Source organism: Asticcacaulis benevestitus DSM 16100 = ATCC BAA-896, from assembly GCF_000376105.1.
In the GTDB taxonomy this organism is placed as follows: domain Bacteria; phylum Pseudomonadota; class Alphaproteobacteria; order Caulobacterales; family Caulobacteraceae; genus Asticcacaulis; species Asticcacaulis benevestitus.
This window is the reverse complement of record NZ_AQWM01000004.1, coordinates 22,582-47,687: the sequence shown is the minus strand read 5'-3', so window position 1 is coordinate 47,687 and position 25,106 is coordinate 22,582. Positions and strand designations below refer to the sequence as shown.

At 60.5% G+C, this 25,106-nt stretch carries 22 protein-coding genes and 1 tRNA gene; 13 read left to right on the top strand and 10 right to left on the bottom strand.

Annotated features, from left to right (window positions below; translation table 11 throughout):
- Window positions 1-144: 144 nt before the first annotated feature.
- Together B060_RS0107430 and B060_RS0107425 are read right to left on the bottom strand one after the other, a co-directional pair.
- Window positions 145-1,233 (bottom strand): glycerophosphodiester phosphodiesterase, encoded by a 1,089-nt coding sequence (locus B060_RS0107430; protein ID WP_018081140.1) that lies wholly within the window; start codon window positions 1,231-1,233, stop codon window positions 145-147.
- Window positions 1,234-1,304: 71 nt separating this feature from the next.
- Window positions 1,305-3,695, bottom strand: a complete 2,391-nt coding sequence (locus B060_RS0107425) for a TonB-dependent receptor (RefSeq protein ID WP_026172678.1) — start codon at window positions 3,693-3,695, stop codon at window positions 1,305-1,307.
- 408 nt (window positions 3,696-4,103) lie between these two features.
- Between B060_RS0107425 and B060_RS0107420 the strand changes: the two genes are divergently transcribed.
- From B060_RS0107420 to B060_RS0107410, 3 genes are all read left to right on the top strand, one after another.
- A complete protein-coding gene (locus B060_RS0107420; RefSeq protein WP_155847513.1) occupies window positions 4,104-4,802 on the top strand; it encodes a porin in 699 nt (232 codons plus the stop codon).
- 32 nt (window positions 4,803-4,834) lie between these two features.
- Window positions 4,835-6,508, top strand: coding sequence for a methyl-accepting chemotaxis protein (locus tag B060_RS0107415; RefSeq protein WP_018081137.1), 1,674 nt, complete (start codon window positions 4,835-4,837; stop codon window positions 6,506-6,508).
- Window positions 6,509-6,792: 284 nt separating this feature from the next.
- Window positions 6,793-7,395: a hypothetical protein gene (locus tag B060_RS0107410; RefSeq protein ID WP_018081136.1), complete on the top strand. Its 603-nt coding sequence runs from the start codon at window positions 6,793-6,795 to the stop codon at window positions 7,393-7,395.
- A 280-nt stretch (window positions 7,396-7,675) separates the two neighbouring features.
- On the opposite strand, the gene B060_RS0107405 is transcribed toward B060_RS0107410, so the two are convergent.
- Window positions 7,676-7,765: transfer RNA gene (locus B060_RS0107405), tRNA-Ser, on the bottom strand.
- A 235-nt stretch (window positions 7,766-8,000) separates the two neighbouring features.
- Between B060_RS0107405 and msrA the strand changes: the two genes are divergently transcribed.
- The 3 genes from msrA (at window position 8,001) to B060_RS0107390 (ending at window position 10,391) form a co-directional block, all read left to right on the top strand.
- Window positions 8,001-8,666: a peptide-methionine (S)-S-oxide reductase MsrA gene (gene msrA / locus B060_RS0107400; RefSeq protein ID WP_018081135.1), complete on the top strand. Its 666-nt coding sequence runs from the start codon at window positions 8,001-8,003 to the stop codon at window positions 8,664-8,666.
- Between the two features lie 86 nt (window positions 8,667-8,752).
- A complete protein-coding gene (locus B060_RS24020) occupies window positions 8,753-9,913 on the top strand; it encodes a DUF3667 domain-containing protein (protein WP_155847514.1) in 1,161 nt (386 codons plus the stop codon).
- 73 nt (window positions 9,914-9,986) lie between these two features.
- Window positions 9,987-10,391, top strand: a complete 405-nt coding sequence (locus tag B060_RS0107390; protein ID WP_018081133.1) for a hypothetical protein — start codon at window positions 9,987-9,989, stop codon at window positions 10,389-10,391.
- On the opposite strand, the gene B060_RS0107385 is transcribed toward B060_RS0107390, so the two are convergent.
- Window positions 10,348-11,163 (bottom strand): NAD(P)H-hydrate dehydratase, encoded by an 816-nt coding sequence (locus B060_RS0107385; protein WP_018081132.1) that lies wholly within the window; start codon window positions 11,161-11,163, stop codon window positions 10,348-10,350. The genes B060_RS0107390 and B060_RS0107385 overlap by 44 nt on opposite strands.
- Window positions 11,164-11,238: 75 nt before the next feature.
- Window positions 11,239-11,706: a hypothetical protein gene (locus B060_RS0107380; protein ID WP_018081131.1), complete on the bottom strand. Its 468-nt coding sequence runs from the start codon at window positions 11,704-11,706 to the stop codon at window positions 11,239-11,241.
- A gap of 182 nt (window positions 11,707-11,888) precedes the next feature.
- Here B060_RS0107380 and B060_RS0107375 point away from each other — a divergent pair, with 182 nt between their 5' ends.
- The 3 genes from B060_RS0107375 (at window position 11,889) to B060_RS0107365 (ending at window position 15,016) form a co-directional block, all read left to right on the top strand.
- Complete coding sequence (locus tag B060_RS0107375; protein ID WP_018081130.1) at window positions 11,889-12,722, top strand: glycine zipper 2TM domain-containing protein; 834 nt, start codon at window positions 11,889-11,891, stop codon at window positions 12,720-12,722.
- A 132-nt stretch (window positions 12,723-12,854) separates the two neighbouring features.
- Window positions 12,855-14,285: an alpha/beta hydrolase family protein gene (locus B060_RS0107370; RefSeq protein ID WP_031220119.1), complete on the top strand. Its 1,431-nt coding sequence runs from the start codon at window positions 12,855-12,857 to the stop codon at window positions 14,283-14,285.
- A 56-nt stretch (window positions 14,286-14,341) separates the two neighbouring features.
- Window positions 14,342-15,016 carry a peptidylprolyl isomerase gene (locus tag B060_RS0107365; protein ID WP_018081128.1) on the top strand — a complete coding sequence of 225 codons (675 nt, stop codon included), beginning with the start codon at window positions 14,342-14,344 and terminating at the stop codon, window positions 15,014-15,016.
- 93 nt (window positions 15,017-15,109) lie between these two features.
- Here the strand turns inward: B060_RS0107365 and B060_RS0107360 are convergent, their stop codons facing one another.
- The 5 genes from B060_RS0107360 to B060_RS0107340 all read right to left on the bottom strand — a co-directional run bounded on the left by B060_RS0107360 (window position 15,110) and on the right by B060_RS0107340 (window position 19,643).
- Window positions 15,110-16,690: an alkaline phosphatase D family protein gene (locus B060_RS0107360; protein ID WP_018081127.1), complete on the bottom strand. Its 1,581-nt coding sequence runs from the start codon at window positions 16,688-16,690 to the stop codon at window positions 15,110-15,112.
- Window positions 16,691-16,760: 70 nt separating this feature from the next.
- Window positions 16,761-16,973 carry a hypothetical protein gene (locus B060_RS0107355; RefSeq protein WP_018081126.1) on the bottom strand — a complete coding sequence of 71 codons (213 nt, stop codon included), beginning with the start codon at window positions 16,971-16,973 and terminating at the stop codon, window positions 16,761-16,763.
- Complete coding sequence (locus tag B060_RS0107350; protein WP_018081125.1) at window positions 16,960-17,694, bottom strand: hypothetical protein; 735 nt, start codon at window positions 17,692-17,694, stop codon at window positions 16,960-16,962. Before B060_RS0107350 ends, B060_RS0107355 begins: the two co-directional genes overlap by 14 nt.
- A gap of 259 nt (window positions 17,695-17,953) precedes the next feature.
- Window positions 17,954-19,096, bottom strand: a complete 1,143-nt coding sequence (locus B060_RS0107345) for a sensor histidine kinase (RefSeq protein ID WP_018081124.1) — start codon at window positions 19,094-19,096, stop codon at window positions 17,954-17,956.
- A gap of 169 nt (window positions 19,097-19,265) precedes the next feature.
- Window positions 19,266-19,643, bottom strand: coding sequence for a response regulator (locus B060_RS0107340; RefSeq protein ID WP_236621531.1), 378 nt, complete (start codon window positions 19,641-19,643; stop codon window positions 19,266-19,268).
- Window positions 19,644-19,882: 239 nt separating this feature from the next.
- On the opposite strand from B060_RS0107340, the gene B060_RS0107335 reads away from it, so the two are divergent.
- The 4 genes from B060_RS0107335 to B060_RS0107315 all read left to right on the top strand — a co-directional run bounded on the left by B060_RS0107335 (window position 19,883) and on the right by B060_RS0107315 (window position 25,054).
- Window positions 19,883-20,290, top strand: coding sequence for a response regulator (locus B060_RS0107335; protein WP_018081122.1), 408 nt, complete (start codon window positions 19,883-19,885; stop codon window positions 20,288-20,290).
- 154 nt (window positions 20,291-20,444) lie between these two features.
- Window positions 20,445-22,283, top strand: a complete 1,839-nt coding sequence (gene typA, locus B060_RS0107330) for a translational GTPase TypA (RefSeq protein WP_018081121.1) — start codon at window positions 20,445-20,447, stop codon at window positions 22,281-22,283.
- 215 nt (window positions 22,284-22,498) lie between these two features.
- Window positions 22,499-23,488 carry a glycoside hydrolase family 5 protein gene (locus B060_RS0107320; protein ID WP_018081120.1) on the top strand — a complete coding sequence of 330 codons (990 nt, stop codon included), beginning with the start codon at window positions 22,499-22,501 and terminating at the stop codon, window positions 23,486-23,488.
- Window positions 23,489-23,629: 141 nt separating this feature from the next.
- Window positions 23,630-25,054, top strand: a complete 1,425-nt coding sequence (locus B060_RS0107315; protein ID WP_018081119.1) for a DUF1593 domain-containing protein — start codon at window positions 23,630-23,632, stop codon at window positions 25,052-25,054.
- Window positions 25,055-25,106: the final 52 nt, after the last annotated feature.

Sequence of the window (25,106 nt, the reverse complement as noted above, 5' to 3'; positions counted from 1 at the left end):
GAGGTGTCACGGCTTGTCCGTGACGGAGGGGGCGACCCTACAGCCAGAAGAGGCCCCCNCCNTCNGCGACACCAGCCCTTCGGACTTTGCCCGAGTTCTGGGCGCTGACACCTCCCCCGTTTCACAGGGGAGGATGAAGACATTCTACCCCTTGAAACTGGCCCGCGCTTTGACCCCGGCATCCGGAAAATCGGTGAAAACCCCATCGACACCCATGCGGAAAAGCTGGTGATATTCGGCATCGACATTGCCAGCATAGACCGGATCGAGACGATCATTGCGCATCGTCCAAGTATGAACCTGCAGGCCGAGTTTGTGGGCATTGCGCACGATATCCTCACGCAGCACGGGCTTTCCCTTGGCGAAGCTGATCAGGTGACGCTTCCATGGCGCCACGACGTTGGCATAGCCGGCGATCTCGGTCAGGCCTGATAAGGTAAGCTGGTCAAGATTATTACCGGCGCGGCCTGCCACCACCCAGTCATAGGGCTTGTCGGAGGGCGCGGTCAGGATCATGGCGCCGGTGTCGGGGTTGGTGTCCGAACCGTCGATCAGTTGCATCAGACGCACATCGGTCTTTTTGCGCAGATATTTCAGATTGGCCGTCTCGAACGACTGGACGATGACCGGCGAGCTGGCGCGCGTCAGGTCGGCCTTTTTCAGCGTGTCGAGGAACCTGTCCTCGATAGCAAGGCCAAGCTGCTGGTGGAAGGTTGAATGCTTGATCTCAGGATAGACGCCGATGATGCGGCCGGTCTCGCGCGATTTCGCCTGCGCCAGATCGATGACCTCTTGCAGTGTCAGTACCGGATAGAGGCCGTCATGGCTGTGGTCGCGGTCATCGAACGCCTGCCGCGCGCGCAGGGTTTTGATCTCGGCCAGCGTAAAGTCGCAGGTGAAGAAGTCGGTGGTCTCGATGCCGTCCAGCGTACGGGTGCGCTTGCGGTCGGCGAATTCGGGGTGCTTCACGACATCGGTGGTGACGGAGAGCAGGGGCTCGTGGCGCACGATCAGGTGGCCGTCAGAGGTCGAGACCACATCGGGTTCGATGAAATCGGCGCCCATCTTGATGGCCAGTTCGTAGCCGGGCCGGGTATGTTCGGGCAGATAGCCTGGCGCGCCGCGGTGACCCACGATCAGCGGCGGTTTGGGCGTGGCGGCATAGGCGAGGGTGGCGGAGGCCATGGTGGCAAGTCCTGCGCCGAGCAGCCGGCGGCGGTTGAGATAGGTCATGGTAACTCCGGTAAAAAGGAAAGGCCAGCCGCTGTGGTGACAGCGACTGGCCTCAGGTCAGACAAACAGATTTAGAACGCTTTTTTGACCGAGACGAACCACTGACGCGGGGCGCCGGTCAGGATGGTTTGCTCGTTGTTGTCGGCGTCGGAATTGACGAAGCCGTTGGAGCCGATGGTCGAGATGTACTTTTCGTCCGTCAGGTTGGTGACGTTGAGCTGGACGCTGGTGCCGATGGTTTCGAAGCGATAGCCCACGGTCAGGTCGGAGATGGTGCTCGAAGGCACTTCACCGCCGACATTGGTGTAGGTGTAATAACGCTTGTCGGTGTAGCTGACGCCAAGCGTGCCGAAGAGCGCGCCGTTGTCATAGCCGAGTTCGGTCTTCAGCAGGTTCTTCGGGCTGTTGACGACGGTCTTGTCCTTGGTCAGCGCCTTGATGGTGCCGTCCTGCGCGATGACGTCGTTTTCATACTTCGAGTCGTTGTAGCTGTAGGCGGCGTAGAGCTTCCATTCCGGCGTGAAGCGGTAGGTGCCGGCCAGTTCCACGCCCTTGGTCTCCACGCCACCGACGTTGGAGAGCACCGGGGCGTTGCCCTGGATGCCCGAGCCTTGCGCCACAGCGAGGATACGGTTGTCGAACTTGACGCTGTAGATCGCCGCGACGCCCTGGAACTGCGGGAAGCGGAAACGCAGGCCGCCTTCGAGGGTGTTCGAACTTTCCGGCTTCAGGTTGTTCTTCACGTAATCGACATTGGTCTGCGACAGCGAGCTGAAGGGGCCCGAAGAGGCGGCAGAAACATAGGCGTTCATGTTTTCGGCGTAGGAACCGAACAGTTCGTAGTGCGAGTTCAGCTTATAAACCGCGCCGATTTGCGGCAGGAAGGTGTCTTCCGATTTCAGTTCGGCATTCAGCGCGCCAGCAGCGGTAACGAGCGCTGTGCCTGCGGCCGGAATGACGCCATATTGCAGTCCGGGAACGTGCGTGTTCTTCACCGAATTTTCGACCGAGAGCGACTTGAAGCCGAAGTTGACCTTCAGGGCGTCGTTCACCGTCCAGATATCCTGCGCATAGTATTGCGTGGTCTTGGTCTTGAAGGCGTAGGACCATTGCGTAAAGAACGGATTGCTCTGGAAGCCGAGCGAATCGCGATGCGGCGCGCTTAAGGATTCACCATAATAACGGCGCGCCTGTTGGAAGTCATTGTCTTCCAGCCAGAAGCCGGCCGAAACCTGGTGCGCGCCGAAATCGAAGTTGACGCCACCGATAACGCCTGTGCGGTCGATATCATACTCAGTTGTGCGGACCGAAACATTAGCCGTATCGGTGCTGGTGGCGCTGTATGACGGCGACCCCACGGCGGCCAGGATCAGGCTGCCCGGCGACGGGGTGTAGGGGGTAACCCACAGGCCCTGGCCTTCGTTGGTGTGATGGTAGATCTGAGCGTCGAACTTGATCATGTCCGATACCGGCATATCAAGCTTGATGCCCGAAAGCGTGTCGTCACGAACGCCGCCGCCATAATAGTAGGCGTCGTCCACCGACGTGATCTTGCCGGGATAGACGGCGGCGGTGCCGGTCAGTTGGCTGGTCCAGTAAGCCATCGAAACGTCGTTCGCCAGTTTCCAGTTGGGCTGGAAGTTATCCCAGTCGTAACCAAGGCGGTCGATCATTTCGAACGACATGTCCTGATAGTCCTGCTCGCGGCGCTGCGAGTGGTTCACGAATGCCGACAGCGAACCTTCACCGATCGGCAGAACAGCCTTGGCGTCGATCTGCTGGGCCTTCTGTTCGGAATCGCCCTTCCACTTGTCAGTCTTCATATCGACGGCCGACACATAGGCGCGCAGACCACCCAGCGCGGTGATCGAACCGGTCTCGAAGCGGCCGTAGAGACGGTGCATCGAATCCGAACCGACCGTGGCGGCGATTTCGCCGCCGAGTGTCTTTGACGGATCGCGCGAGACGAACTTCAGCGTGCCGCCCATGTTTGAGGAAGTGGCGGAATCGAGCGAGCCGGCGCCCTGGCTCAGGTCAACGCGGGCGATGTCTTCGTTGATGATGGCGCGCGAAATGTGCAGGCCGTTATAGTTGCCGTAAGACATGTCGCCGAGGGTGACGCCATCGAGCGTGAAACCCATCTGGTTCTGGTTGAAGCCGCGCACCGAGATGCGGGTCGACCACTCATAGGCGCCGAACGGATCGGCTGACTGGAACGAAACGCCGGGCAGCTTGTCGAGGATTTTCAGCGGGCTGGTGCCGGGCGCCACCTTGGTGATGTCGTCGGCCTTGAGCGATTGGGTCTGGCGGCTCTGGCCGGTGCCGTAAACGACGACTTCGGTGATTTCTTCGGCGGCGGCCGGCGCGGTGGTGGCGTTGACGGCGGCGTCCTGCGCCTGCGCCATACCGGCGAGGCTCATAAAGGCAAGCGCGGCGGCGCTCGTAAGAAGTACGGTTTTCATCATCTATCCCCATGACGGCCTGAAGTGGCCTCATGGATCAGCGCCTAATCGGCTATGATGACAGTTTGAGAAACCTTTTTCGACGAACAGGCGTCAGATGAGCAAAGCTTTTGCGACATAGGTTAACATTTTGTTTTTGTGTAATTTTTGAGGAAAGTGGTCTGTGCTTTTGCGATCACAGGGGCGTGGACTTCGCCAATAGGGCGCGCCGCACACACCGATCATATCGGCCATCGGCCAATTGCTGTAAAGGTGCCTCCTAAGGCAATTTGCCTGCGGAATTTAGTCAGTAGTTTCGGTAAACGGTTAATCTGTCGCTAACCCTGTTCGCATAATCTTGTTCTCAAGCTGTCTCGTGGTTTGATCCGTGACGGCCTGGTAGTTTGGTTTGAGTAGGGTGGTTGCGTGATGTCACAACATATGAGGCTATTGGCAGGTTTTACATCTGTTTTCTTTTTGGTGGGCGTCCAGCAAGCCGTGGCGCAAACGACCGATTGGCAGGTCTCGGGGGCATTGGGTGTCGCGAGCGAAGGCGTCAGCAAGGATGTGGGCGAAACATCTGATCGCGGACAGTTCAAGGGCAGCATTGAAGCAGTCCACGGGCCTGTTTTCATCAGTGCATCATTGCGCAATCTGCACGAGGCTGGCGGCATCGACGGGCAGCAGGAGTATGTGCTTGGCCTGAAAGGTCGCGCCCAGGGCTTCGATCTCGCCTTCGGTGGCGGCTACAAGATCAAGACCAACGCGCCATCGGGTTTCGATGCCCATTTCGTGGAATGGCAAGCCGATGTTTCACGCACCTTCGCCAGTGGCACAACCGTCCGTGTGACGGATGTATATGCCTCTGATGCGCCCGGGGCAACCCAGGGCGACAACTGGATCGAAGCCGGCCTGTCGCAGGTAATTAACGCACATTGGTCCGTTTCAGGCGCTGTCGGTACGCGTCGCCTGACGCCGAAGAACGACTACAGCGCCGTCAATCTCGGGGCGACCTACGCCCTTTTGCCCCGCACCAAAATCGATCTGAGGTATTACGACACGGATCGGCATGACGCCGGGGACGCCTTCAAATCCCGTCTGGTTTTGCAACTGATGCAAAACTTCTAACTCAAATTCACTGTCTGTTCCTCGGAGTTCCTATGCTAAAGACCCAAAAAATCGGCGCCAAAATGACGGTGATGCTGGCCGCCATTGCGCTTATCACCTTAATTTCCAGCGCCGTCATCTTCCTTATGGAATCTTCGGTCGCTAAAAACAGCACGTGGAATGACCACAGTTATGTGGTCCTGGAAAAAGCCGATGCTTTGCTGATGTCGATGGTCAATCAGGAAACCGGTATGCGCGGCTTCCTGATAACGGGGAATGAAGCCAATCTCGATCCGTATAAGGGCGGCAAGGACAGCTTCGACGCCCAGTTCGCCAAGTTGAAGGACCTTACCAAAGACAACGCGGCGCAACAGCAGCGGCTCGACGATATGAAAGTGATCGCGGACTCATGGCGCAGTGAGGTGACCGAGCCGGCCATCAAACTCGGTCGGGACGCGACGACCCAGTCTCAGGGGCAGGACTACGAGAGAACGGGTAAGGGTAAGAGCTATGTGGATAGCTTCCGGGCCAAGATGACGGAATTCCGGGAGGCTGAATCCAGCCTGCTGGCCGTGCGGTCCAAGGCTCTGGCGTCTTCCTTGACCGGCATTGTCCTGACCATCATCCTGAGCAGTCTGGCAAGTCTTGGCGTGATTGTCGCAATCCTGTTCGCGGTATCGAAGATGATCGTTAGCCCCATCACCAGCTTGACCGGTGCGATGGAAAAGGTGGCGCGAGGCGAGGATAATGTGAAGGTGCCGGGCGCCGAACGCGGCGACGAAATTGGCGCCATGTCACGCGCCTTTGAAGACAACGCCAAGAGGGTTGCCGCCATGGCGGAAGCCCAACAGGCGCTCGAAGCCTCGGCCGTCCAGCAGCGCAAGAGCGCGACGCTGAAACTTGCGGATGATTTTGAAAAATCCGTGGGCGGTATTGTCAGTCTGGTATCCTCTGCGGCCACCGAAATGCAGGCCGCAGCGGCACAGCTCAGCGCCACCGCCCAGGAGGCTTCAGCGCAGTCAATAGCGGTTTCAAGTGCGGCCGAAGAGGCCGGGGCCAATGTCACATCCGTCGCGTCGTCGGCAGAACAACTTGGCGCGTCTGTCGCTGAAATCGGACGCCAGGTGGAAACGTCGTCGGCCATCTCTTCGGACGCGGTGCGTGAAGCCGATGAGGCTGTCCGCATTGTTGCCGAACTCAACGAAGTCGCCTCATCGATTGGCGGGGTCGTCGACCTGATCGCCGGGCTGGCCGGACAGACCAACCTTCTGGCGCTCAACGCAACCATCGAGTCGGCACGTGCGGGTGAGGCCGGTAAGGGCTTTGCCGTCGTCGCCTCCGAAGTCAAAGCCCTGGCGGGCCAGACGGCGAAGGCTACGACCGAAATTTCGAGCAAGATTGCGCAAATCCAGGAGGCCACCTCACGAGCGGCCGGCGCCATTCAGAACATCACCGGGACGATCCAGAATATCAATCATGTCTCAACGACCATCGCCTCAGCCGTCGAGCAGCAGTCAGCGGCCACACAAGAGATCGTTCAGGCGGTCAATCAGGCCTCGATCGGCACTCAGGAAGTGACGTCCAATATCACCGGCGTGGCGCAGGCCGCGGAGCAGACCGGTGAGGCAGCCTCGCAGGTTCTCAGTTCGTCGGCCGAACTGGCCACGCAGGCGGAGCGTCTGAATTTCGAAATGGACAAGTTCCTGACGACCGTTCGCGCGGCCTAGTCAGAAGGATACACGGCCCGCCGCGATGATGGTCGCGGCGGGCCAGTTATTTTGCGGCCTGGTGATACCGATCATGAAGGTTAGAATATACTTTTCGCAACACTCGGCGCAAGTACCGGTCTAAGCATTGGACTCGCCGGGGGCTACGGCTGAGCGCGAAGGCGAAGACGGTTTTGCCCATAGGCAAACGTAATGTCAGTCAGCGCGGTGACCGAAGGCCCCTAAATTCAGTAGCTAAGCGCATTGAAGAATGATATCGCTGGGGTTGTGGGGAGGGAAAGGTGATGAGAGTAAATATTTTGCGCTCGTTTGGCGCTCTTCTGCTTCTTGCCGCATGCGGAAATGCCGGATCGGCCCGTGAAGGCGGAGAAGACCGCTCTCCGGCCCTGCGCTACGATACGCAGGCCGCGCTTTGCCAGTCGGTGGAATACCTATTTGCGCGCACGCGCAAGGAGAACGTGGCGTACGCAAGATGGATGGCCGAGTCTGGTTACGGTTTGCCGCGTTACCGTGCGGCGAAATTATCCACGGCGAAACAGTATGGCCCCGGAACGGCCCCCTACAATGAGGCGATCGGAAATCGGGACACGGCTTGGTTGTCGGACGACAGTCGTGGCGGGGATCAGAATCGCCATTTCGAACTCGCCCGGCGCGCCAAGGCCGCAGGAGATGCCCGATACAGATATCATTTGCTGAGGTCGCTGAGGGCAGCCGATTCCGTTGTTCGCGAGGCGCGGGGTAACGTCCAGTTTTTATACGTTGATACCGGCATGATGGGTACGTCTCTGTGGGCGACTTGCGCTGCCTATGATGAGTGTCCGCGTGTCACACGTCCAACGGATTTTGAGATGCCGTATTGCGATCAAAATTGGTGGCCTAGTTCCTGATCGTGCCAATTCTTTTGCGGCCTGGTGATGCCCATCATGAAGGCCTGTGTCGTTACTCAGAGCAGAATCGACGCGCCACGTTCTACGCGGCTTGCCTCTCACCGAACCCCATATTTTGCATTAGTGAGAATTTTCTGTGTACGGAGGGATTGGCTGCGCTTTGCTCCGCCGAAACCTTCGCTGCGCTCGGTTTTCGAACCCGCATTTATGCATGTGCCGAGCGGTTCTGAACCCCATTTCCGCCATTAAAAAAGGCCCCCTCGTGGGAGCCTCTTGTTAATGGCGGACAGGGAGGGATTCGAACCCTCGGTACGCTTTCACGTACACACGCTTTCCAAGCGTGCGCGATCGACCACTCCGCCACCTGTCCATCCATCAATGCGCGCCGGGGTCGATGGCGCGCGGAAGGCGGCCTTTATACCCATGCCGCGCGCATTCGCAAGCCCCACAGCCCCTTCCACACAGTTTTTTTGTAACTATATTGGCCACAAGCGCGTATCTTACATTCCAAATCCCGCTTAAAGGGGATTTGGCAAGGGCAACCGCCCGCCGCCGCCTTTGCGGCGAGCCCTGCGGCGCCTGAGCACTTTAAAAAGGAAAACAGCATGTTCGGCCTCAAAACCCAGATGATCGCTCCCACCAGTGCCCTGGCCGGTCGCAGCGAAGCCATACCCACCGAAGACACCCATTTTGTCCTGCATACACCGCTCAAAGGCCCTTATCCGGCCGGCATGGAGACCGTCGTGCTGGCCATGGGCTGTTTCTGGGGCGTCGAGCGCAAGCTGTGGCAGCAGGATGGCGTCTACGTCACCGCCGCCGGCTATATCGGCGGCTATACGCCCAACCCGACCTACAAGGAGGTCTGCACCGGCCAGACCGGTCATACCGAAGGCGTGCTTGTGGTCTATGATCCGAAGACAATCACTTTCCAGCAACTGCTGAAAGTGTTCTGGGAAAGCCATGATCCGACTCAAGGCTATCGTCAGGGCAACGATATCGGCACGCAGTATCGCTCGGCCATCTTCGCTTCGACCGATGCGCAATTTGATGCCGCCGTGGCCAGCAAGGCTGAGTTCCAGAATGCCCTGACCGCACTCGGCAAGGGCGCGATCAGCACTGAGATCGAACCGCCCTCAAGCAGCGAAGCGGCAGGGCAAATCAATACCAATGCACCCTTCTATTTCGCCGAAGGTTACCATCAGGGTTACCTCGCCAAAAACCCCGAAGGCTATTGCGGCCTCAAGGGCACAGGCGCGGTCTGCGCCATCTGACGATATAATTTCCATCGTCACGACTTTACATTTTGCCCGCCGCAACCCATCCTTGCGGCGGGCATTTTTTTACCGGGGCGTGGACTTTGAAAGAGCTTGAACTGCTGACGATGGACGGGCTGGGGTCGCTCTTCGGTCGCCATAAGGCCTTTGTGCCGGAGCCTGGCCAAAAGTGTCTGAATTGCGAAACCGAGTTGCAGGGGCGCTTTTGTTACGCCTGCGGTCAGGATGCCAGCAATCATCACCGCCATATCCTGCATATGATCGTTGATTCGATCGAAAGCCTGTTCCATCTCGATGGCCGGCTGTGGCGCACCCTGCCGCCGCTGTTTTTCCGGCCGGGCACGCTGGCGAAGGACTACATGTCGGGCAAGCTGGCGCGCCATGTCCCGCCCTTTCGCACCTTTTTGGTCGCCCTGCTTCTGTTCATCTTTGTTTCTGAAGGCCTTACCCATCACCTCGCCAAGGAGTTTGAGCACAAGACCGAGGAGGCTGCCCATGCCTTGCATGATCCGGCGGCGGTAAAAGCGCATGGCGACGCGCTACTGAAATCGGCGCAGGCTGACTACGCCAAAGAGACGGCGGCTCTGCAAAAAGAACGCGCTGACGATCTGAAAGATGCAACTTCCTCCGAAGAAAAAGCGCTGGTCGAGGCCAGCTATACCAGGGCTTTCGCGGCTGAGAAGGCCGAATACGATGCGGTGGCGGCCGATCCGATCGCGGCAGCGACTCACGATCTGGAATTGACGTCCAAAGGTATGGCGGTGCTGGACGATGAAGAGATTTCGGTTCGCTCTTTTGCCTATGATGAAAAAGGCGCCGGCAGCCTCAAGGCGAAGATCAACAAGGCGTTGAAAAATCCAGAGGCTCTGATGCTGACCATGTTCGGTTGGGGGCACCGGCTGGCGGTGCTGCTGTTGCCGCTGATGACGCTCGCGCTGGGCCTGCTTTATGTCTATCGCAAGCGCTTCTATCTGTTCGACCACTTCCTGGTGGCGTGTAACATGATGTCGTTCATTTTCCTGACCAATGCGCTCGTTCTGGCCCTGCCGGCAGAGGCGATGGAATGGGGGTTCGGCGTGCTGACGATCTGGACGCCGATCTATATCTTCATGACGCTGCGCGGTGCCTATGGTTCGGGCATTCTGGGTGCGCTCATCAAGACGCTGCTGTTGTGGCTTACAACGACGATCAGTTTCGCCCTTCTGGTGGCGGGGATCTTCCTGGTGTCGGTCAACGGGTTCTGAGGCGCCTTCGCCTTATGGGTGAACCAGGGTTAAGGGGGATGCGTAGAAGCTTGCGTAACCTCCGGAGCCCGCGATGCCTTTTAAAGCCCTCTCGATCCTGACGGCCGCCCTTTGCCTGGTCCTGGCGGTGGTTTGGTTTGTCCTGCCAGACTGGATCCTGGCGAACTGGCATGTGGCCTATCTCGAAGGCGGCGCGCTGGTGTCGCGGCGCATGGCCTGCCTGTTTTTGGCGCTGGGCGTGATCCTGTTCGGGCTGCGACATCTGCGCTCGCGCGGAACGCAACAGGCGCTGGGCAACGGCATCATCGTCGCCTGCGCGTCGCTGATTGTGCTAGGCCTTTATGAACGCATCAGCCATCACGCCGGCAATGGTATTTTCGCCGCCATCGGACTGGAGAGCGCCATTTGCCTCGCCTTCCTAAGCGTGGGGCGGTTCAGCGTCCGAGATGACGCAGAACTTGCGGCACAGCCTCGCTGAGATCTTCCGAAATCAGGCCGGGACCGAAAACCCGCGCGGCTTCGGCGTGAATCCAGGCCGCTGCACACGCCGCATCGAACACGTCCATGCCCTGCGCCATCAGGCCGCCGGCGAAACCCGCCAGCACATCGCCCGAGCCGGCTGTGGCCAGGGTGGGCGGCGCGGCACGGTTGATAAGGATGCGGCCATCCGGCGCGGCGATGACCGTATCGGCGCCTTTCAGCAGTACCACCGCGCCGCTCTGTTGCGCCGCTCTGAGTGCATCGCCTTCGCGGTCCGTGACCTTGCCGAACAGGCGCGAGAATTCGCCCTCATGCGGGGTGAGCAGAACCGGCGAGCGGATCACGTCGAAAAGTTCGGTTGGCTGATCCTGAAAGACGGTGAGGGCGTCAGCATCAAGCACGCAGGCTTTTCCGGCCCGCAAAGCCGTCAGCACAAACGCCTTGGTGCGGGCAGTGATACCCGCCGCAGGGCCCAGGAGGACGGCCGTGATGCGCCGGTCAGCCATGAGTTCGGCAAAGGCGGCTTCGTCCTTCACCGGCTTGGTCATCACCGCTTGCAGCGCCGTGGCGTAGACGATCAGGCTCGACGGATCGCACGCCACCGACACAAGTCCGGCACCGATGCGAAGGGCCGCCCGTGCGGAAAGCCTGGCGGCGCCCGTTGAGGCCACAGGACCACCCAGCACGACGCAATGGCCGCGATTATATTTGCTGCCGTCGCTTTTGAGCGCGGGCAGGGCCTTGAGCCAAAGGTTGGGGATGTTGTCCATGCTATCCTCTTATACCTCCCCGCTTGTCGGGGAGGGGGACCATCAAGCGTAGTGAGATGTGGTGGGGTTTCTTGCTTACTTCACAAAAGGCACTATCGCCTCCAGCCTGTGTATATCAACCCTTTCGCCATAGCGCGGCTTTAAGCCCGCGCGCAGGCGCATCCAGTCCTCGACCATGGCGGCCTGTTGTTCGTAGCCATAATCCGTATAGGCGCGGCCATCGATGCAGTAATGATACTGTCCGCGTTCGCGCAAGATATAGCGCCACAGGGTCAGGCCGTTTTCATACTGCCAGACATGGATCAGTTCATGCGCCAGCAGGCTCATGGCCAGCGGGTGTGCGCTGACATCGGCCGTAAGGCGTGGCCAGAACACCTTGCGTCCGCGCACCACGATCTGTGCGCCGCGTCCGATCAGTTGCGCCAGCCACGACACCCAGTGATGACGGCTCACCAGCCGCACCCTGTCGAGCGGCAGCACTGCCGCCAGTCCGGCGGGCAGGGCGTTGATTTCATCGACAGTCAGGCGGCGCGTATGACTCATGGTGCGGTTACCCTAAACGCTTTGGCGCTAAAACCAAGCCGTCAATGGCGATGAGGCGACCCCAAGATAAAATCCCTTACCCGTTAAGGATACTCGTCCATAAATCCGCCCTTATTGCATTCTTATATCCTTAAGCGCATCTAAGATGCAGAACTCAACGCGCTCATGAGGAGACGCAAACCATGACCTATCTGAGGAAATTCACCGCCCCTTCGCTGCTGGCGCTTGCCGCCGTCACGCTCATGCCGGTCGCGGCGCACGCGCAGTATGACAGCAAGGCCTATGACGGTTATTGTTATACCCGCAAGAGCAATGCCGGCACCAATGGCGCCGTCGTCGGCGCCGTTATCGGCGGGCTCGCCGGCAGCCAGATTTCGAAGCACGAACGCGGCCTCGGCACAGTCGGCGGCGCGGTGCTCGGCGGCGTGATCGGCAATCAGGTCGGCAAGTCGTCGGTAAAGTGCTATAATGGCAGCTATTACGCCTATCGTCAGGGCCGTTACTATTCGCCGCCCCCTGCGCCGGAAGGCTATGACATCATCTATTTCCGCGATCGCCCGCAGACCGGCTATTACGATAACGTCTATTATGATCCCCCCCAATACAGCAGCAATTCAACTGCGCCGTATAACGACAATAGCGACTATCAGTCGAAGCCGTACAACAGCACGCCGTACTCAAGCCCGCAGCCCTATCATCATTACAGCGACAACAGCACGTCGTCGGGCACCGGCTATAGTTCCTCCACCTATTCGTCGACTTCGACCTATAGCGACAGCACGCCCTACCATGATGGCTACGGCGCGGAGCGTCCGCGCAATGCCGATGAAGGCTGGCGTGACGAGCAGGGCCAGTGGCACAACGGCCGTCCGCGTGCGGTTGGCTGGCAGGACGATCAGGGCCGCTGGCACGTCGGTCAGGTCGTCGCCTATGGCTGGCGCGATCGTGACGGCGCCTGGCACGAGGAATCGTCCGGCTATTCCAGCACAAGCTACAGCTCGAACTCTGGCTACTGAGTTTAGCTAGAGTAAAAGTCTTGAAGGCGGAAGGTGCGTGCATCTTCCGCCTTTTTTGATCTTTCCGATCGGCCGATTACATGGGACAGTGATACCAGGCCGCCCGCATGAGCGCGGCATGGGAGAGGCGTCATGATACCAGTTTTGCGGGCCGTGCTGGCCCTGTCCATGTTAGCGCTACCGCTTTGCGCCCCGGCCCAGGTAATGGCCGAGCCGGTGACCTTTACCGCCGCGCAGGACCACCGCAACATGATGGACCAGCTCCACATCGAGACCTTGCGGCCGGGCGCCAATGGCGATGAAAACGCCCCGGACCATGCCAATTACGATGAGGCCAAGGCCAATCCTTACCCCGACTGGCCCGATATCCTGAAGCGCGACAACGGCCAGCCGGTCACCACCCCCGATCAGTGGTGGCAGCAGCGCCGGCCGGAGATCGTCGCGGCCTTTGAGCGCGAGGTCTATGGCCGTGTACCCGCCCATGTGCCGGCCGTGACGTGGCGCATCAAGGCCAGTGAAGCCGAAACCCTGGAGGGCCTGGCGATCGTGGCCACGCACCTGACAGGTCATGCCGATAACAGTGCGGCTCCCGATATCACGGCCGATATCGACGCCATGCTGATCATGCCCGCTGCCAGCAAGACGCCGGCGCCGATGCTGATCATGTTCGACTGGTCGCCGATCCGTTTCCCCGCGCCGCTCAAGCCCGAACCGGAACCGGCCAATGTCGATCCGCGCATGGCGCCCTTTCTGGCCGCCGCGCGGGCCGGCATGCTGGAACGCCTGCAGCACCTGCTCGGCGATGGCTGGGGCGTCCTGCTCATCAACCCGGGCAGCTTCCAGGCGGATAATGGTGCAGGCCTCACCCGCGGCATCATCGGCCTGACCAATCAGGGCCAGCCGCGCAAGCCCCAGGATTGGGGCGCCCTCAGAGCCTGGGCATGGGGCGCCAGCCGCGCCCTTGATTATCTCTCGACCCGCCCTGACGTGGATAAAAACCATGTCGGTATTGAGGGCGTGTCGCGTTACGGCAAGGCGGCGCTGGTCACCATGGCGTTCGATCAGCGCTTTTACATGGGTCTGATCGGCTCATCCGGCGAAGGCGGGGCCAAACCGCACCGCCGTAATTTCGGCGAGGCGGTCGAGAACCTGACCGGCGAGGGGGAGTATCACTGGATGGCCGGCAACTTCCTGAAGTATGGCGGCCCGAAAAACGCCGGCGACCTGCCGGTGGATGCGCATCAACTGATCGCCCTTGCCGCGCCGCGTCTGATCTTTATCTCCTATGGCATCCCCAAGGAAGGCGATGCCAAATGGCTCGACCAGCAGGGCAGCTATATGGCGACGGTTGCGGCCGGTTCGGCTTGGAAGCTGCTCGGCGCCAAGGACCTGGGTGTTGGCAATGACTATCGCACGGCACAGATGCCACCGCCCCTGATCGAACTGATGGATGGCCAACTCGCCTGGCGGCAGCATGTCGGCGGTCATACCGATACGCCGAACATGGCAAGCTTCGTTCAATGGGCTGATCGTCACATGGGGCGAAAAACCAGCTCTAAATAGCTTGCCAAAGTGGCTGAAATTTCGATACTTCGGCGCAGTGTACAAGGAGTGTGACGGTGGATCATAACAAACGTGGATTTTTGGCGGCCGGTGCGGCTTTAACGCTCAGCGCCCTTGCTGGCACTTTGGCGGCCTGTTCCAAGCCGGCGCCTAAAAAGACCGAGGCCAAGTCCGCGCCTGTGGCAGCCCCTGCGCCGCCACCGCCCTTGCCGGATACGGTAACGGTCAGCCTGCAAACCACCAAGGGCGAGATCGTTATCCTGCTGGAGCAGAAGAAGGCGCCGATCACCGTGGCCAACTTCCTGCACTATCTCGATACGCACAAGTTCGACGGCGCCACCTTCTGGCGTTCGCTGAAGGACGGCAAGACCGGCTTTGTACAGGCCGGCGCTTCGGGCCTGACCTATCCGCCGATTGCGCACGAATCGACCAAGATGACCGGCCTCAGCCATACCGACGGCGTCATCTCGATGTCGCGTTTCGCACCCGGCACCGCAACCAATGAATTCACCATCATGGTGGGCGACAACACCTATCTCGACGCCGGCCCCAAGGCGTCCGACCACGAAAAACTCGGCTATGCGGCGTTCGGCCATGTCATCAAGGGCATGGACGTGGTCCACGCCATCCTCAACGGCCGCATCGACAAGCACACCCGCGAAGGCGGCTGGGCCGGTCAGATGCTGGCCGAGCCGGTAGTGATCACCAAGGCCGTTCGCGTTTCGGCTTAGGTTCCAGGACGTCCAAGCGTCCTGGCAAGGCCGCCATAGAACGTTCTTGGCCGCCCGAGCTTACGCGGGGAGCCTTGCGGCGCTTAAGCTATATCAAGCAATCGCGTTGACCGTGGCGTTTCCGGCCTCGACCGCAAAGGCGATCTCGGTGGAGACCGTCGCGTTCGGATCGGTACGGTCGGAAATCGCCATAAACCGGCTCATCAGCCGTTTTGGCGTCACCTCGACCGCGACATAGCCGTTGGTGCGGCTGTTGAAATACTTCACCTGCGGGTTCTGCGGCAGCATGTCGGCGAAGGCCTTATACGGCGGCATATCGGCCGTCACCGAGGTGCAGACAAACTCGCTGGCGATCGTCCGACTCTCCGGATCGCGGAAGTCGGCCTTCAGTTCGGTGGCCCAGTAGGAGTGGATGTCGCCACCGAGCATGACCGGGTTCTTCAGCTTAGTGCCCTGCATCGCCTTGATCAAGCGGTCGCGCGTCGCCGGATAGCCGTCCCAGCCGTCGGTCCAGTGCCCGACGATCGGATTCTTGTCCTTGTCCTTCCCCGATTGCAGCAGGGAGGTGGCCAGCAGATCCTGACCGAGGATATTCCACGTCGCGCGGCTCTTGCGGAAGCGGTCGAATAGCCAGGCCTCCTGCGTGAAACCGAGCATGCTGCGCTTCGGATCGAGCCGGTCTAAGCAGCTATCATCGACCACATGCCCCTTGCGGCTGTCGCCGACCGGACAGGCGGCGGCGGAGCGATATTGCCGGCCATCCAGCATGTTGATCTCGGCCAGCGCGCCGAAGCGGTAGCCCTTGTAGAGGTCGAGCCGCGTGCCGATCAGGCGCGACGACCGGCGCAGCGGCATGTTCTCGTAATAGGCCTGATAGGCGGCCATGCGCCGCGCCACCATGCCGGAATCGTCCTTCATATATTGCGACAGGAAGCCGCCGTAGTCGTTCTGCACCTCGTGATCGTCCCACGTCATCAGGCAGGAGGTGCTGGCGTGCAAAGTCTGAAGGTCAGCGTCCATATGATAGAGGGCGTAGCGGTTGCGATAACCGGCCAGGTCGGTCACCTCGTCCTTGCGCTCATGCTGGCGCACCAGTTTCGAGGTGTCCTTGTAGCTGTATTCATAGATATAATCGCCGAGGAACAGCACGAAATCGGGGTTTTCGGCGGCCATATGACGGTAGGCGCTGAAATAGCCCTTTTCATAGTGCGAGCACGAGGCGAACACCAGTTTGAGCACCGCGGGCGAGGCGTTTTCCAGCGGCAGGGTGCGGGCGCGGCCGGCCGGGCTCTGCACCCCCATCGCCTCGAAGCGATACCAGTAGAAGCGGTCCGGACGCAGGCCGGCCACCTCGACATGGACGCTGTGGGCCGTTTCCGGATGCGTGGTGACCTCACCGCTTAGGGCCGGCTTCGTCAGGGCGGCGTCGTGATAGACGCACCATTTGACCGTGGCGGGCGCGGTCAGACCGCCCAGACCATCGGGCGCAAGCGGATCGGGCGCGATGCGCGTCCAGATCACAAAGCCATCCGCCGACGGATCACCGCTGGCGACGCCTAGGCCAAACGGCTTTTGCGCCGGCGCCAAAGGGGCGGCGTGCGCGACGGTGGTGGACAGGAGGGCGCTGACGCCGCCCAGCAAGGCGTGACGGCGGGTCAGTAAGGTCTGGCGCATGGATACTCTCACAGGGAAGGTATCTCTGGCTTAGGCCTTATGTTTGACGATTATATTACAGTCAGCGCCATCAGCCCTGTGCGCGGGCCGAATTTCTGAAATGCGGGTTGCGCACCAGCCACCACGGGAAACCTATCGGATCGTGCTTATCGGGCGGATGCGGAATATCGGGCGGCGGCCGTTTGAGGACATCCTGCTCAAAGCGCGCGGTGATGTCGTAATAATCCGGATCGTTTTCGTGAAAGGGCGACCGGTCGGGCCAGTGGCCGTCACGGCGGGCCATGGCGCGGGTGATGGCGTTGACGCGGCTGATGATTAGGATTGGCCGGCCAGCGGTCCTTGTCCTTCTGGGTGGCTTCCTCGCTGCGGCAGCGGGTCAGGGTGATGCGGTCGGGGGCGTCCCACGGATAGTCCGGCTCCGGTTCGCCTTTGGCGCACGGCGTGCCGTCAGGCCAGATGCCGCAGTTTTCGGCATGGAGACTGGTCATGCGGTCGACCTTGGCAAGGAAGGTTTTGCCCCAGTCCTTATCCGATCCGTAGGCGCTTTCGTATTCGTCCTCGTCGTCGGCATCGCGCGCGCCGTGTCCTTTTGTCTTGGCGCCGGCGTGGGTTTGCGGCGCTTCGTAGAGCTGGCAGAGCATGCGGTCGGTGGCCAGCACACAGCGGCCGGCGCGTTCGCCTTCCAGAAAATTGTCCGGATCGGGGATATGGCCGATGACCTTGATCAACTGGTCGGCGAAGACGCGCAGGCGCTGGCGCGGCGGTTTGATGACGCCGGTTTCGGTTGTGCTGTCGGTGTCGGTCAGGGGCAGTTGCTGGACCATGCGGTCGGCCACGGTGACGGCGCGCGCGGCGCGTTCGGCCTCCAGATAGCTTTCGGGCAGGTCCATGCCCTCGACCACATGCGCGATATGATCGGCATAGGCGCGCAGGGTCAGCCGGCGCGTGGCCAGCGCCGTGGCATCATCCTTTGTCTGTGTCGCCGGATCGGCAGAGCTGTCCATCCGGCTATGATGGGGGTGATTGAGGGGGAGGGGATATCTTTGTTTATCCTCTCCTGTGAAGCGGGGGAGCCGGGCCGCCGCTGAGGTGTCGAGCAAGCGAAGCGCGTCGAGACGGAGGGGGCATCTTTCCGCATGATGAAAGAAAGCCAGAAACCCCACCACCACATTCGCATCACCCCGCCGCCCCTTCACAAAGACTTTGCCCCTTCGCAAGACCCGCCGACACCACGCGCACTCTGACAGCGCACATCTTCATGTGTCAGTCCGGCGTCTTCACGGTGCGCGGGAAGGCGGCCGTAAAGGTGGTGCCTTCGCGTTCGGACGAGGTCACCCAGATCTTGCCGCCATGCGCCGTGACGATTTCCTTGGAGATATAGAGGCCCAGACCCAGATTGGTGAGGGGCGTGCGTTGGGTGTCGTCAACGGGGGCGGGCGCACGGGTCAGGGCGTTGAAAATGGTGCCGATGGCGTCCTCACTGATCGGAACGCCTTCGTTATGGACGCTTAAGACCACCTCGCGCGGCATGCCCTCGACCCGGATGGTGATCGGCGCGCCGCGAAAGCCATACTGGACGGCGTTGCCCAGCAGGTTGGAAAACACCTGGCCGATGCGCGCCTTGTCCCAGTCGCCGGTGGTATCGCCCGAAACGGTCAGCACGAAATCGCGGTTGGGGTGCAGCACGCGCATTTCATCGACCAACTGGTTGCTGATGAAGCCGATATCCATCGCTTCGCGCAGGATTGGCAGGCCGGAGCCCAGCCGCGCGCGGGTCAGGTCGAGCAGGCTGGAGACAATGGCGGTGGCGCGGAACGAACTGTCGGAAATCTGCGACTGGAGCATGGTCTGGCGTTCGCTCAAGGCGCCGATCTTCATGGTGAGCTGGGCCGACATCGAGATGGCGCCGAGCGGATTGCGCAAATCGTGGCTGAGAATGCCGAGGAACAGGTTGCGGGAGAGATCCATCTTCTTGGTGTAGTCGCAGATGGACTCGGTCAGCGCCTGGTCGATCGCCTCGTTGAAGCGGATCAGGTCGCGCATGTCCTCGGGGCCGGATTCCGGCGCGGCGGCTTGCCACAGCTTGATGACGCTGGCGCGCAGGGAACGGTATTCCGAAACCATCTGGTCCATATTGAAGCCGCCGTCAAAGCGTAAGGACGCATGGACTTCGGCGGCGCTGGGATAGAGACTTTCGGGCTTTTCGCCATGCGATTTGCGCACCTGCTCGGCATCGGTCTGGGCGGACTCGATATCGGCGGTCACGAAAGCCAGAATCTGGTGGATATGGTTGCGCAGGGCCAGAGGGCCCATATGGTCGGACGCCGGCACAAGGCTCCGGGCGAAGGTCTCCCATTCACCCACAATGAGCTCTGTGTTGTCACGGATGAACTGGGGTAGGCGCATTCAGGATATCTTTCCGCACCGACCCTTTATGCCGATCTGCTGCCGGTGTTTTTCAGGTCAAATTTCAGGGAAGGGTCTGCGCTCAAAACGGGCTTGCGATATCCAATCCGCGCATGTTTCTGATGATAATACGAAATTTAGTTCTTGTATAGGTTGAAGGCTTGTTCGCCTAAGTGTTGTGGGTGGTGAGGACGAGGCGTTCGACCTCGCCCAGGTCTATGGGCTTGACCAGATGAAAATCGAAGCCGGCGGCAAGGGTTTTCCCCCGCATGCCGGCATCGTCCCAGGCCGTCTGCGCAATGATCATGGCGTCATTCATGTGCGGCTGCTGCCGCAGGGCGCGGCAGGCCTCCAGACCGTTCATTACCGGCATGCCGATATCCAGAAGAACGACCTCGGGATGAAAGCTCAGGGCCATTTCAACGGCATCCCGGCCATTGTGGCAGGTGCGAACATTGTGGCCATTGCCTTCCATGGCCCAGGTGAGGGTCATGGCGGACGGATAGTTGTCATCGACAACAAGAACGCGTGTGGCGTGGTTTGGCATGGGAACGGGCGCTTTCTGCATCTGTATAAGAAGCCGTTATCTTAAGCCCGCCGGAGCAAGGTGAAGGCTTAGATTATACGCTCATAAGTTTTATTGCAGTGGTGCGGCAGCCTTCATTTGTAATGATGTCATGCGGATGTCGGGACGGGAGATATTTGTTGCGGGCACAAGCCAACGCCGTACTGATCCCTTATGGATATGGGCCTATCTTCAGGCAGGGGGGCTTGAAAGGTTACAGCATGGCCGAACTCATCACGCGGATAAACCGGCTTGTGCTCCTCGCCGACGACAACGATGAGATGAGTCTCGTCATCGAGGCGATGCTGGATATGATGGCGTTTGAGGTCGATCGGGCGCGCAATGGTCAGGAAGCGCTGGAGATGTGCGACGCCACGGCCTACGCCCTGATCCTTATGGATATCGAAATGCCGGTCATGGATGGACTGGCAGCCACCAAGGCGATCCGCCGTCAGGAAAGCGCCGCCCTGACGCCGCCGGTGCCGATTGTCGGGATCACGGGGCATACGGACCCGGGCACGCGCCATCTCTGCCAACTGGCGGGCATGAACGACGTCCTGTCCAAACCCTTCCTGATGGAACACCTGGAAAACAAGCTGACTACGCTGTGCGTCATGCGCATGAATTGAGGGCGGGGCGCACGAGTCTTTCGCACCCGCGAAAATAATCCACCGGCTGCACTAGCCTTTTGCGCCGGATTCGGTTATAGAGCGCGCAATTCCGAATGAATCAACCCTTCCGGCCTCTCTGTCGAGAGGCTTTTGCGCGTTTAAAAGGCCCCGAATGAACCTGCGTAACATCGCCATCATCGCCCACGTTGACCATGGCAAGACCACTCTTGTCGACGCCCTGCTGGCGCAATCCGGCGTCTTCCGCGCCAACGAAGCCACCGTCGAACGCGCTATGGACTCAAACGACCAGGAACGCGAGCGCGGCATCACCATTCTCGCCAAGTGTACCTCTGTTCTGTGGAACGGAAAGGCCGGCGAAACCCGCATCAACATCATCGACACCCCGGGCCACGCCGACTTCGGCGGCGAAGTTGAACGCATCCTCGGCATGGTTGACGGCTGCGTCATCCTGATCGACGCCGAAGAAGGCGTCATGCCGCAAACCAAGTTCGTGCTCGGCAAGGCGCTGAAGCTGGGCCTGCGCCCGATCCTCTGCATCAACAAGGTCGACCGCCCGCACGCTGATCCGGACCGCGTCCACAACGAAGCCTTCGACCTGTTCGCCATCATGGGCGCCACCGACGAGCAACTCGACTTCCCGCACATCTACGCTTCGGGCAAGAACGGCTGGGCGACGATGGACATGAACGTGCCGTCGGATAACCTGGGACCATTGTTCGACCTGATCGTTGAGCACGTGCCGGAGCCGAAGGTCATCGAAAACAAGGACAAGCCGTTCCAGATGCTGGCCGTTCTGATCGAATCCGATCCGTTCCTCGGCCGCGTGCTGACCGGCCGCGTCAATTCGGGCAAGGCCGTTCCGGGCCTGGCCATCAAGGCGCTGAACCGTGACGGCGTTGAAATCGAGCGCGGCCGCATCACCAAGGTGCTGGCCTTCCGCGGCCTGAAGCGCCAGCCGGTCGACGAAGGCACCGAAGCCGGTGACATCTGCGCCATCGCCGGTCTCTCCAAGGCGACGGTTGCCGATACGCTCTGCGACATGAGCCTGACCGACGCGCTGCCGGCGCAACCGATCGATCCGCCCACGATCTCGATGACCGTTTCGGTCAACGACTCGCCGCTGGCCGGCAAGGAAGGCACCAAGGTGCAGTCGCGCGTTATCCGTGAGCGCCTGCTGAAGGAAGCCGAATCGAACGTCGCCATCCGCGTGACCGAAACCGACGAGAAGGACGCTTTTGAAGTGGCCGGTCGCGGCGAACTGCAACTGGGCGTTCTGATCGAAAACATGCGCCGCGAAGGCTTTGAAGTCGCCATCTCGCGTCCGCGCGTGGTCTTCAAGATCGATCCGGAAACCGGTGAGAAGATGGAGCCGATCGAAGACGTCGTGATCGACGTCGACGAAGAGTTCACCGGCGTGGTCATCGAAAAGCTGTCGGCCCGCAAGGCCGAGCTGAAGGACATGGGGCCTTCGGGCGCCGGCAAGACGCGCATCACGCTGAAGTCGCCATCGCGTTCGCTGATCGGTTATCAGGGCGAGTTCCTGACCGATACGCGCGGCTCCGGCGTGCTGAACCGCGTGTTCTCGCACTATGAAGGCTACAAGGGCATCATCGACCAGAACCGCAAGGGTGTGCTGATCTCGAACGGTGACGGCGAAACCGCGGCGTTTGCGCTGTGGAAGCTGGAAGAGCGCGGCACCATGTTCGTGGGCGGCAACGAAAAGACCTATATGGGCATGATCATCGGCGAGAACTCGCGTCTCGACGATCTCGACGTCAACCCGATGAAGACCAAGCAACTGACCAACATCCGCGCCTCGGGCACGGACGAAGCCATCCGCCTGACCCCGCCGCGTCGCCCGACGCTGGAGCAGGCCATCGCCTATATCGAAGACGATGAACTGGTCGAAGTGACGCCGAAGTCGATCCGCCTGCGCAAGAAGGAACTGAATCCGTCGTTCCGCAAGAAGCGCGTCCGTACAGACGCCTAAGCTTCGATCCTTGGCCGCCTGATAAGCAGTCGCTCTCGCAGGTACCAAAGTACCTGCATCGTGCGCCGGCTGTTATGCGACTCAAGGCTCTCGCTTAGGGCTGTCATGGTTCAAGTCTTAAACGGCCCCAGAGATGGGGCCGTTTTTTATGCGTTGAGGGATCGCCGTTTCCTGCCTATGCTCGCCGCCAACAAAATATACAGGCAGGTCTACCCATGAAACTGATCTCCGTTGGCCTTGCGGCTCTCACCTTACTGATGACGACTCCGGTTCACGCGCAAACTCCGGTCGAGGCGCATGGGGCCTTATCGATTTCGGGCAAGCATGTCGTCGATGCCCATGGCCAGACGACGGCCCTGAGCGGGGTCAGTTACTTCTGGTCAAACACCGATTTTTGCCAGTCGGGCTTTTATAACCCGCAGAGCGTGGCCTATTTTGCCAAGGACTGGAACGTGTCCGTGGTGCGCGCGGCCATGGGGATTGACGGGCCCGGCGGCTATGCCGAGTCGCCAGCGGCCAACCGCGCGCGGGTCAAGACGATTGTCGATGCCGCGATTGCGCAGGGTATCTATGTGATCATCGACTGGCATTCGCATCATGCTGACAAGGCCCCTCAGGCGGCTGTGACCTTTTTCAGCGACATGGCGCGCACCTATGGCCAGACGCCGAACGTGATCTATGAGATCTATAATGAGCCGTTGCGCGATGTTAGCTGGCCGAATTCGATCAAGCCCTATGCCGAGACGGTGATTGACGCTATCCGCGCCATGGATCCGGACAATCTTATCCTGGTGGGCACGCCCACCTGGGACCAGGATGTCGATCTGGCGGCGGCCGATCCGATCAAGGGACGGCGCAATATCGCCTATACCCTGCATTTCTACGCAGGCACCCATAAGGACGATATCCGCGCCAAGGCCCGGACCGCGATTGCCGCTGATGCGCCTTTGTTCGTCAGCGAATGGGGCAGCGTCAATGCCGATGGCAATGGCGCGGCCGTGCCGGACGAGACCCGAAAATGGTTTCAGTTCCTGAAGGCCAACTGCCTGTCCAATGCCAACTGGGCCGTCAGCAACAAGGCCGAAGCGGCGTCGATCTTCAAGCCCGGCGTGTCGCCAACCGGCCCGTGGATCGATGCCGACCTGACGCCTTCGGGCCTGCTGACGCGCGATCTGGTGCGCAACTGGACGGCGGATTGCCGGTAGGGCTGGCCTTTATGGCGCATCATCCTTGCGCTGTCCCATGTGCGCCCTTAGACATCGGCCTCGGACTCTCCGGGCCGTTTTTTATTGTGCCGGGGGGAAGGCCGTAATAGGTTGCCGCAAAGATAAAAAGGGAGCGGTAACATGTTTGGGAAGCTGATCGCGGCGGCGCTGGTCATGGCGCTCGTGAGTGCACCGGTGCAGGCGGCGGAAAAGCAGCGGTTATTCGTTCTGACCGATATCGAGGCCGATCCGGATGACAGCATGTCGCTGGTGCGGCTGCTGCTCTATGCCAATGAGATCGATATCGAAGGTCTGGTGGCCACCACCTCGACGCACCAGAAGACGTTTGTGGCGCCGGAGACGATCCGGCGGATTGTCGGCGCCTATGGCGAGGTGCAGCCGAACCTGCTCAGGCATGAGGCCGGTTTTCCGGAAGCGAAGGCGTTGCTTGGCCTGATCAGCGAGGGCCTGCCGGTCTATGGCATGGCGGGGGTGGGCGAGGGCAAGGATTCAGCCGGCTCTGATCGCCTGATCCGCGCGCTGGAAACGCCCGATCCGCGGCCTTTGTGGGTGACGGCATGGGGCGGCACCAACACCCTGGCTCAGGCGCTGTGGCGCATCCGGCAGTCGAAAAGTCCGGCAGAGGCGAAGCGGCTGATCGCCAGGTTGCGCGTCTATACGATCTCCGATCAGGACGACAGCGGCATCTGGATACGCACGCATTTCCCCGACCTGTTCTATATCGTCAGCCCGGGCGGCTACAGTGTGGGCGTCTGGACCGGAATCCTGGCCGAAGAGGCGGGCTTCGATAACACGGAGATCAGCAATGCCTGGCTGGCGGAGCATATCCAGCAGGGCCACGGCCCGCTGGGCGCGCAGTATCCCGATGTCGGCTACGGCATGGAAGGCGACACGCCATCCTATCTGGCGCTGATCCCCAATGGCCTGAACGCGCCGGACCATCCGGACTGGGGCGGCTGGGGCGGCCGTTACCGGCTCTCTATCCCCAAACTGGCTGATCTCGATCCGAAGGGCTTTACCGGCGGGGTGCCGGTGGGCGAGGAGCCGCGCCCGATCTGGACCAATTCGGCGGACAGCTATACGCCCTATGTGGCCAATGACATCGGCCGGTCGGTGAAGCTGTTCGACAAGACGGTGAAAAGCGCCCGTATCACGGTCGGTCGCTGGCGCAAGGAGTTCCAGAACGACTTTGCCGCCCGCATGGACTGGGCGGTCAAGCCCTATGCCGAGGCCAATCATCCGCCGGTGGTGACTCTGGGGCAGCCGGATCATATCACGGTCAAGTCCGGCGCCGGCTTTCATCTGAGCGCCACCGGCCGCGATCCGGATGGCGATAACCTCAGCTATCTGTGGTTCAACTATGCGGAAGCCGGCACCCTCGACCAGCCCATTCCGATTCAGGGCGCCGAAAACCTCTACCGTGTGCCGGTGACCGCGCCGGTGGTAACGACGACGCAGACGGCGCATTTTATCGTCAAGGTGACGGACAAGGGCACGCCGCCGCTGACGCGCTATGGCCGCGTGATCGTGACCATAACGCCTTAAACTTAATCTCCCCGCGCTGTGACGGTTCCCAGCTTGTCGAGAAGCCCTGCCA

Excerpts from the sequence above, each read along its gene's own strand:
- B060_RS0107430 (WP_018081140.1), bottom strand. The coding sequence starts at position 1,233 with ATGACCTATCTCAACCGCCGCCGGCTGCTCGGCGCAGGACTTGCCACC.
- B060_RS0107425 (WP_026172678.1), bottom strand. The coding sequence starts at position 3,695 with ATGAAAACCGTACTTCTTACGAGCGCCGCCGCGCTTGCCTTTATGAGC.
- B060_RS0107420 (WP_155847513.1), top strand. The coding sequence starts at position 4,104 with ATGTCACAACATATGAGGCTATTGGCAGGTTTTACATCTGTTTTCTTT.
- B060_RS0107415 (WP_018081137.1), top strand. The coding sequence starts at position 4,835 with ATGCTAAAGACCCAAAAAATCGGCGCCAAAATGACGGTGATGCTGGCC.
- B060_RS0107410 (WP_018081136.1), top strand. The coding sequence starts at position 6,793 with ATGAGAGTAAATATTTTGCGCTCGTTTGGCGCTCTTCTGCTTCTTGCC.
- msrA (WP_018081135.1), top strand. The coding sequence starts at position 8,001 with ATGTTCGGCCTCAAAACCCAGATGATCGCTCCCACCAGTGCCCTGGCC.
- B060_RS0107390 (WP_018081133.1), top strand. The coding sequence starts at position 9,987 with ATGCCTTTTAAAGCCCTCTCGATCCTGACGGCCGCCCTTTGCCTGGTC.
- B060_RS0107385 (WP_018081132.1), bottom strand. The coding sequence starts at position 11,163 with ATGGACAACATCCCCAACCTTTGGCTCAAGGCCCTGCCCGCGCTCAAA.
- B060_RS0107380 (WP_018081131.1), bottom strand. The coding sequence starts at position 11,706 with ATGAGTCATACGCGCCGCCTGACTGTCGATGAAATCAACGCCCTGCCC.
- B060_RS0107375 (WP_018081130.1), top strand. The coding sequence starts at position 11,889 with ATGACCTATCTGAGGAAATTCACCGCCCCTTCGCTGCTGGCGCTTGCC.
- B060_RS0107370 (WP_031220119.1), top strand. The coding sequence starts at position 12,855 with ATGATACCAGTTTTGCGGGCCGTGCTGGCCCTGTCCATGTTAGCGCTA.
- B060_RS0107360 (WP_018081127.1), bottom strand. The coding sequence starts at position 16,690 with ATGCGCCAGACCTTACTGACCCGCCGTCACGCCTTGCTGGGCGGCGTC.
- B060_RS0107355 (WP_018081126.1), bottom strand. The coding sequence starts at position 16,973 with ATGGCCCGCCGTGACGGCCACTGGCCCGACCGGTCGCCCTTTCACGAA.
- B060_RS0107350 (WP_018081125.1), bottom strand. The coding sequence starts at position 17,694 with ATGGACAGCTCTGCCGATCCGGCGACACAGACAAAGGATGATGCCACG.
- B060_RS0107345 (WP_018081124.1), bottom strand. The coding sequence starts at position 19,096 with ATGCGCCTACCCCAGTTCATCCGTGACAACACAGAGCTCATTGTGGGT.
- B060_RS0107340 (WP_236621531.1), bottom strand. The coding sequence starts at position 19,643 with ATGCCAAACCACGCCACACGCGTTCTTGTTGTCGATGACAACTATCCG.
- B060_RS0107335 (WP_018081122.1), top strand. The coding sequence starts at position 19,883 with ATGGCCGAACTCATCACGCGGATAAACCGGCTTGTGCTCCTCGCCGAC.
- typA (WP_018081121.1), top strand. The coding sequence starts at position 20,445 with ATGAACCTGCGTAACATCGCCATCATCGCCCACGTTGACCATGGCAAG.
- B060_RS0107320 (WP_018081120.1), top strand. The coding sequence starts at position 22,499 with ATGAAACTGATCTCCGTTGGCCTTGCGGCTCTCACCTTACTGATGACG.
- B060_RS0107315 (WP_018081119.1), top strand. The coding sequence starts at position 23,630 with ATGTTTGGGAAGCTGATCGCGGCGGCGCTGGTCATGGCGCTCGTGAGT.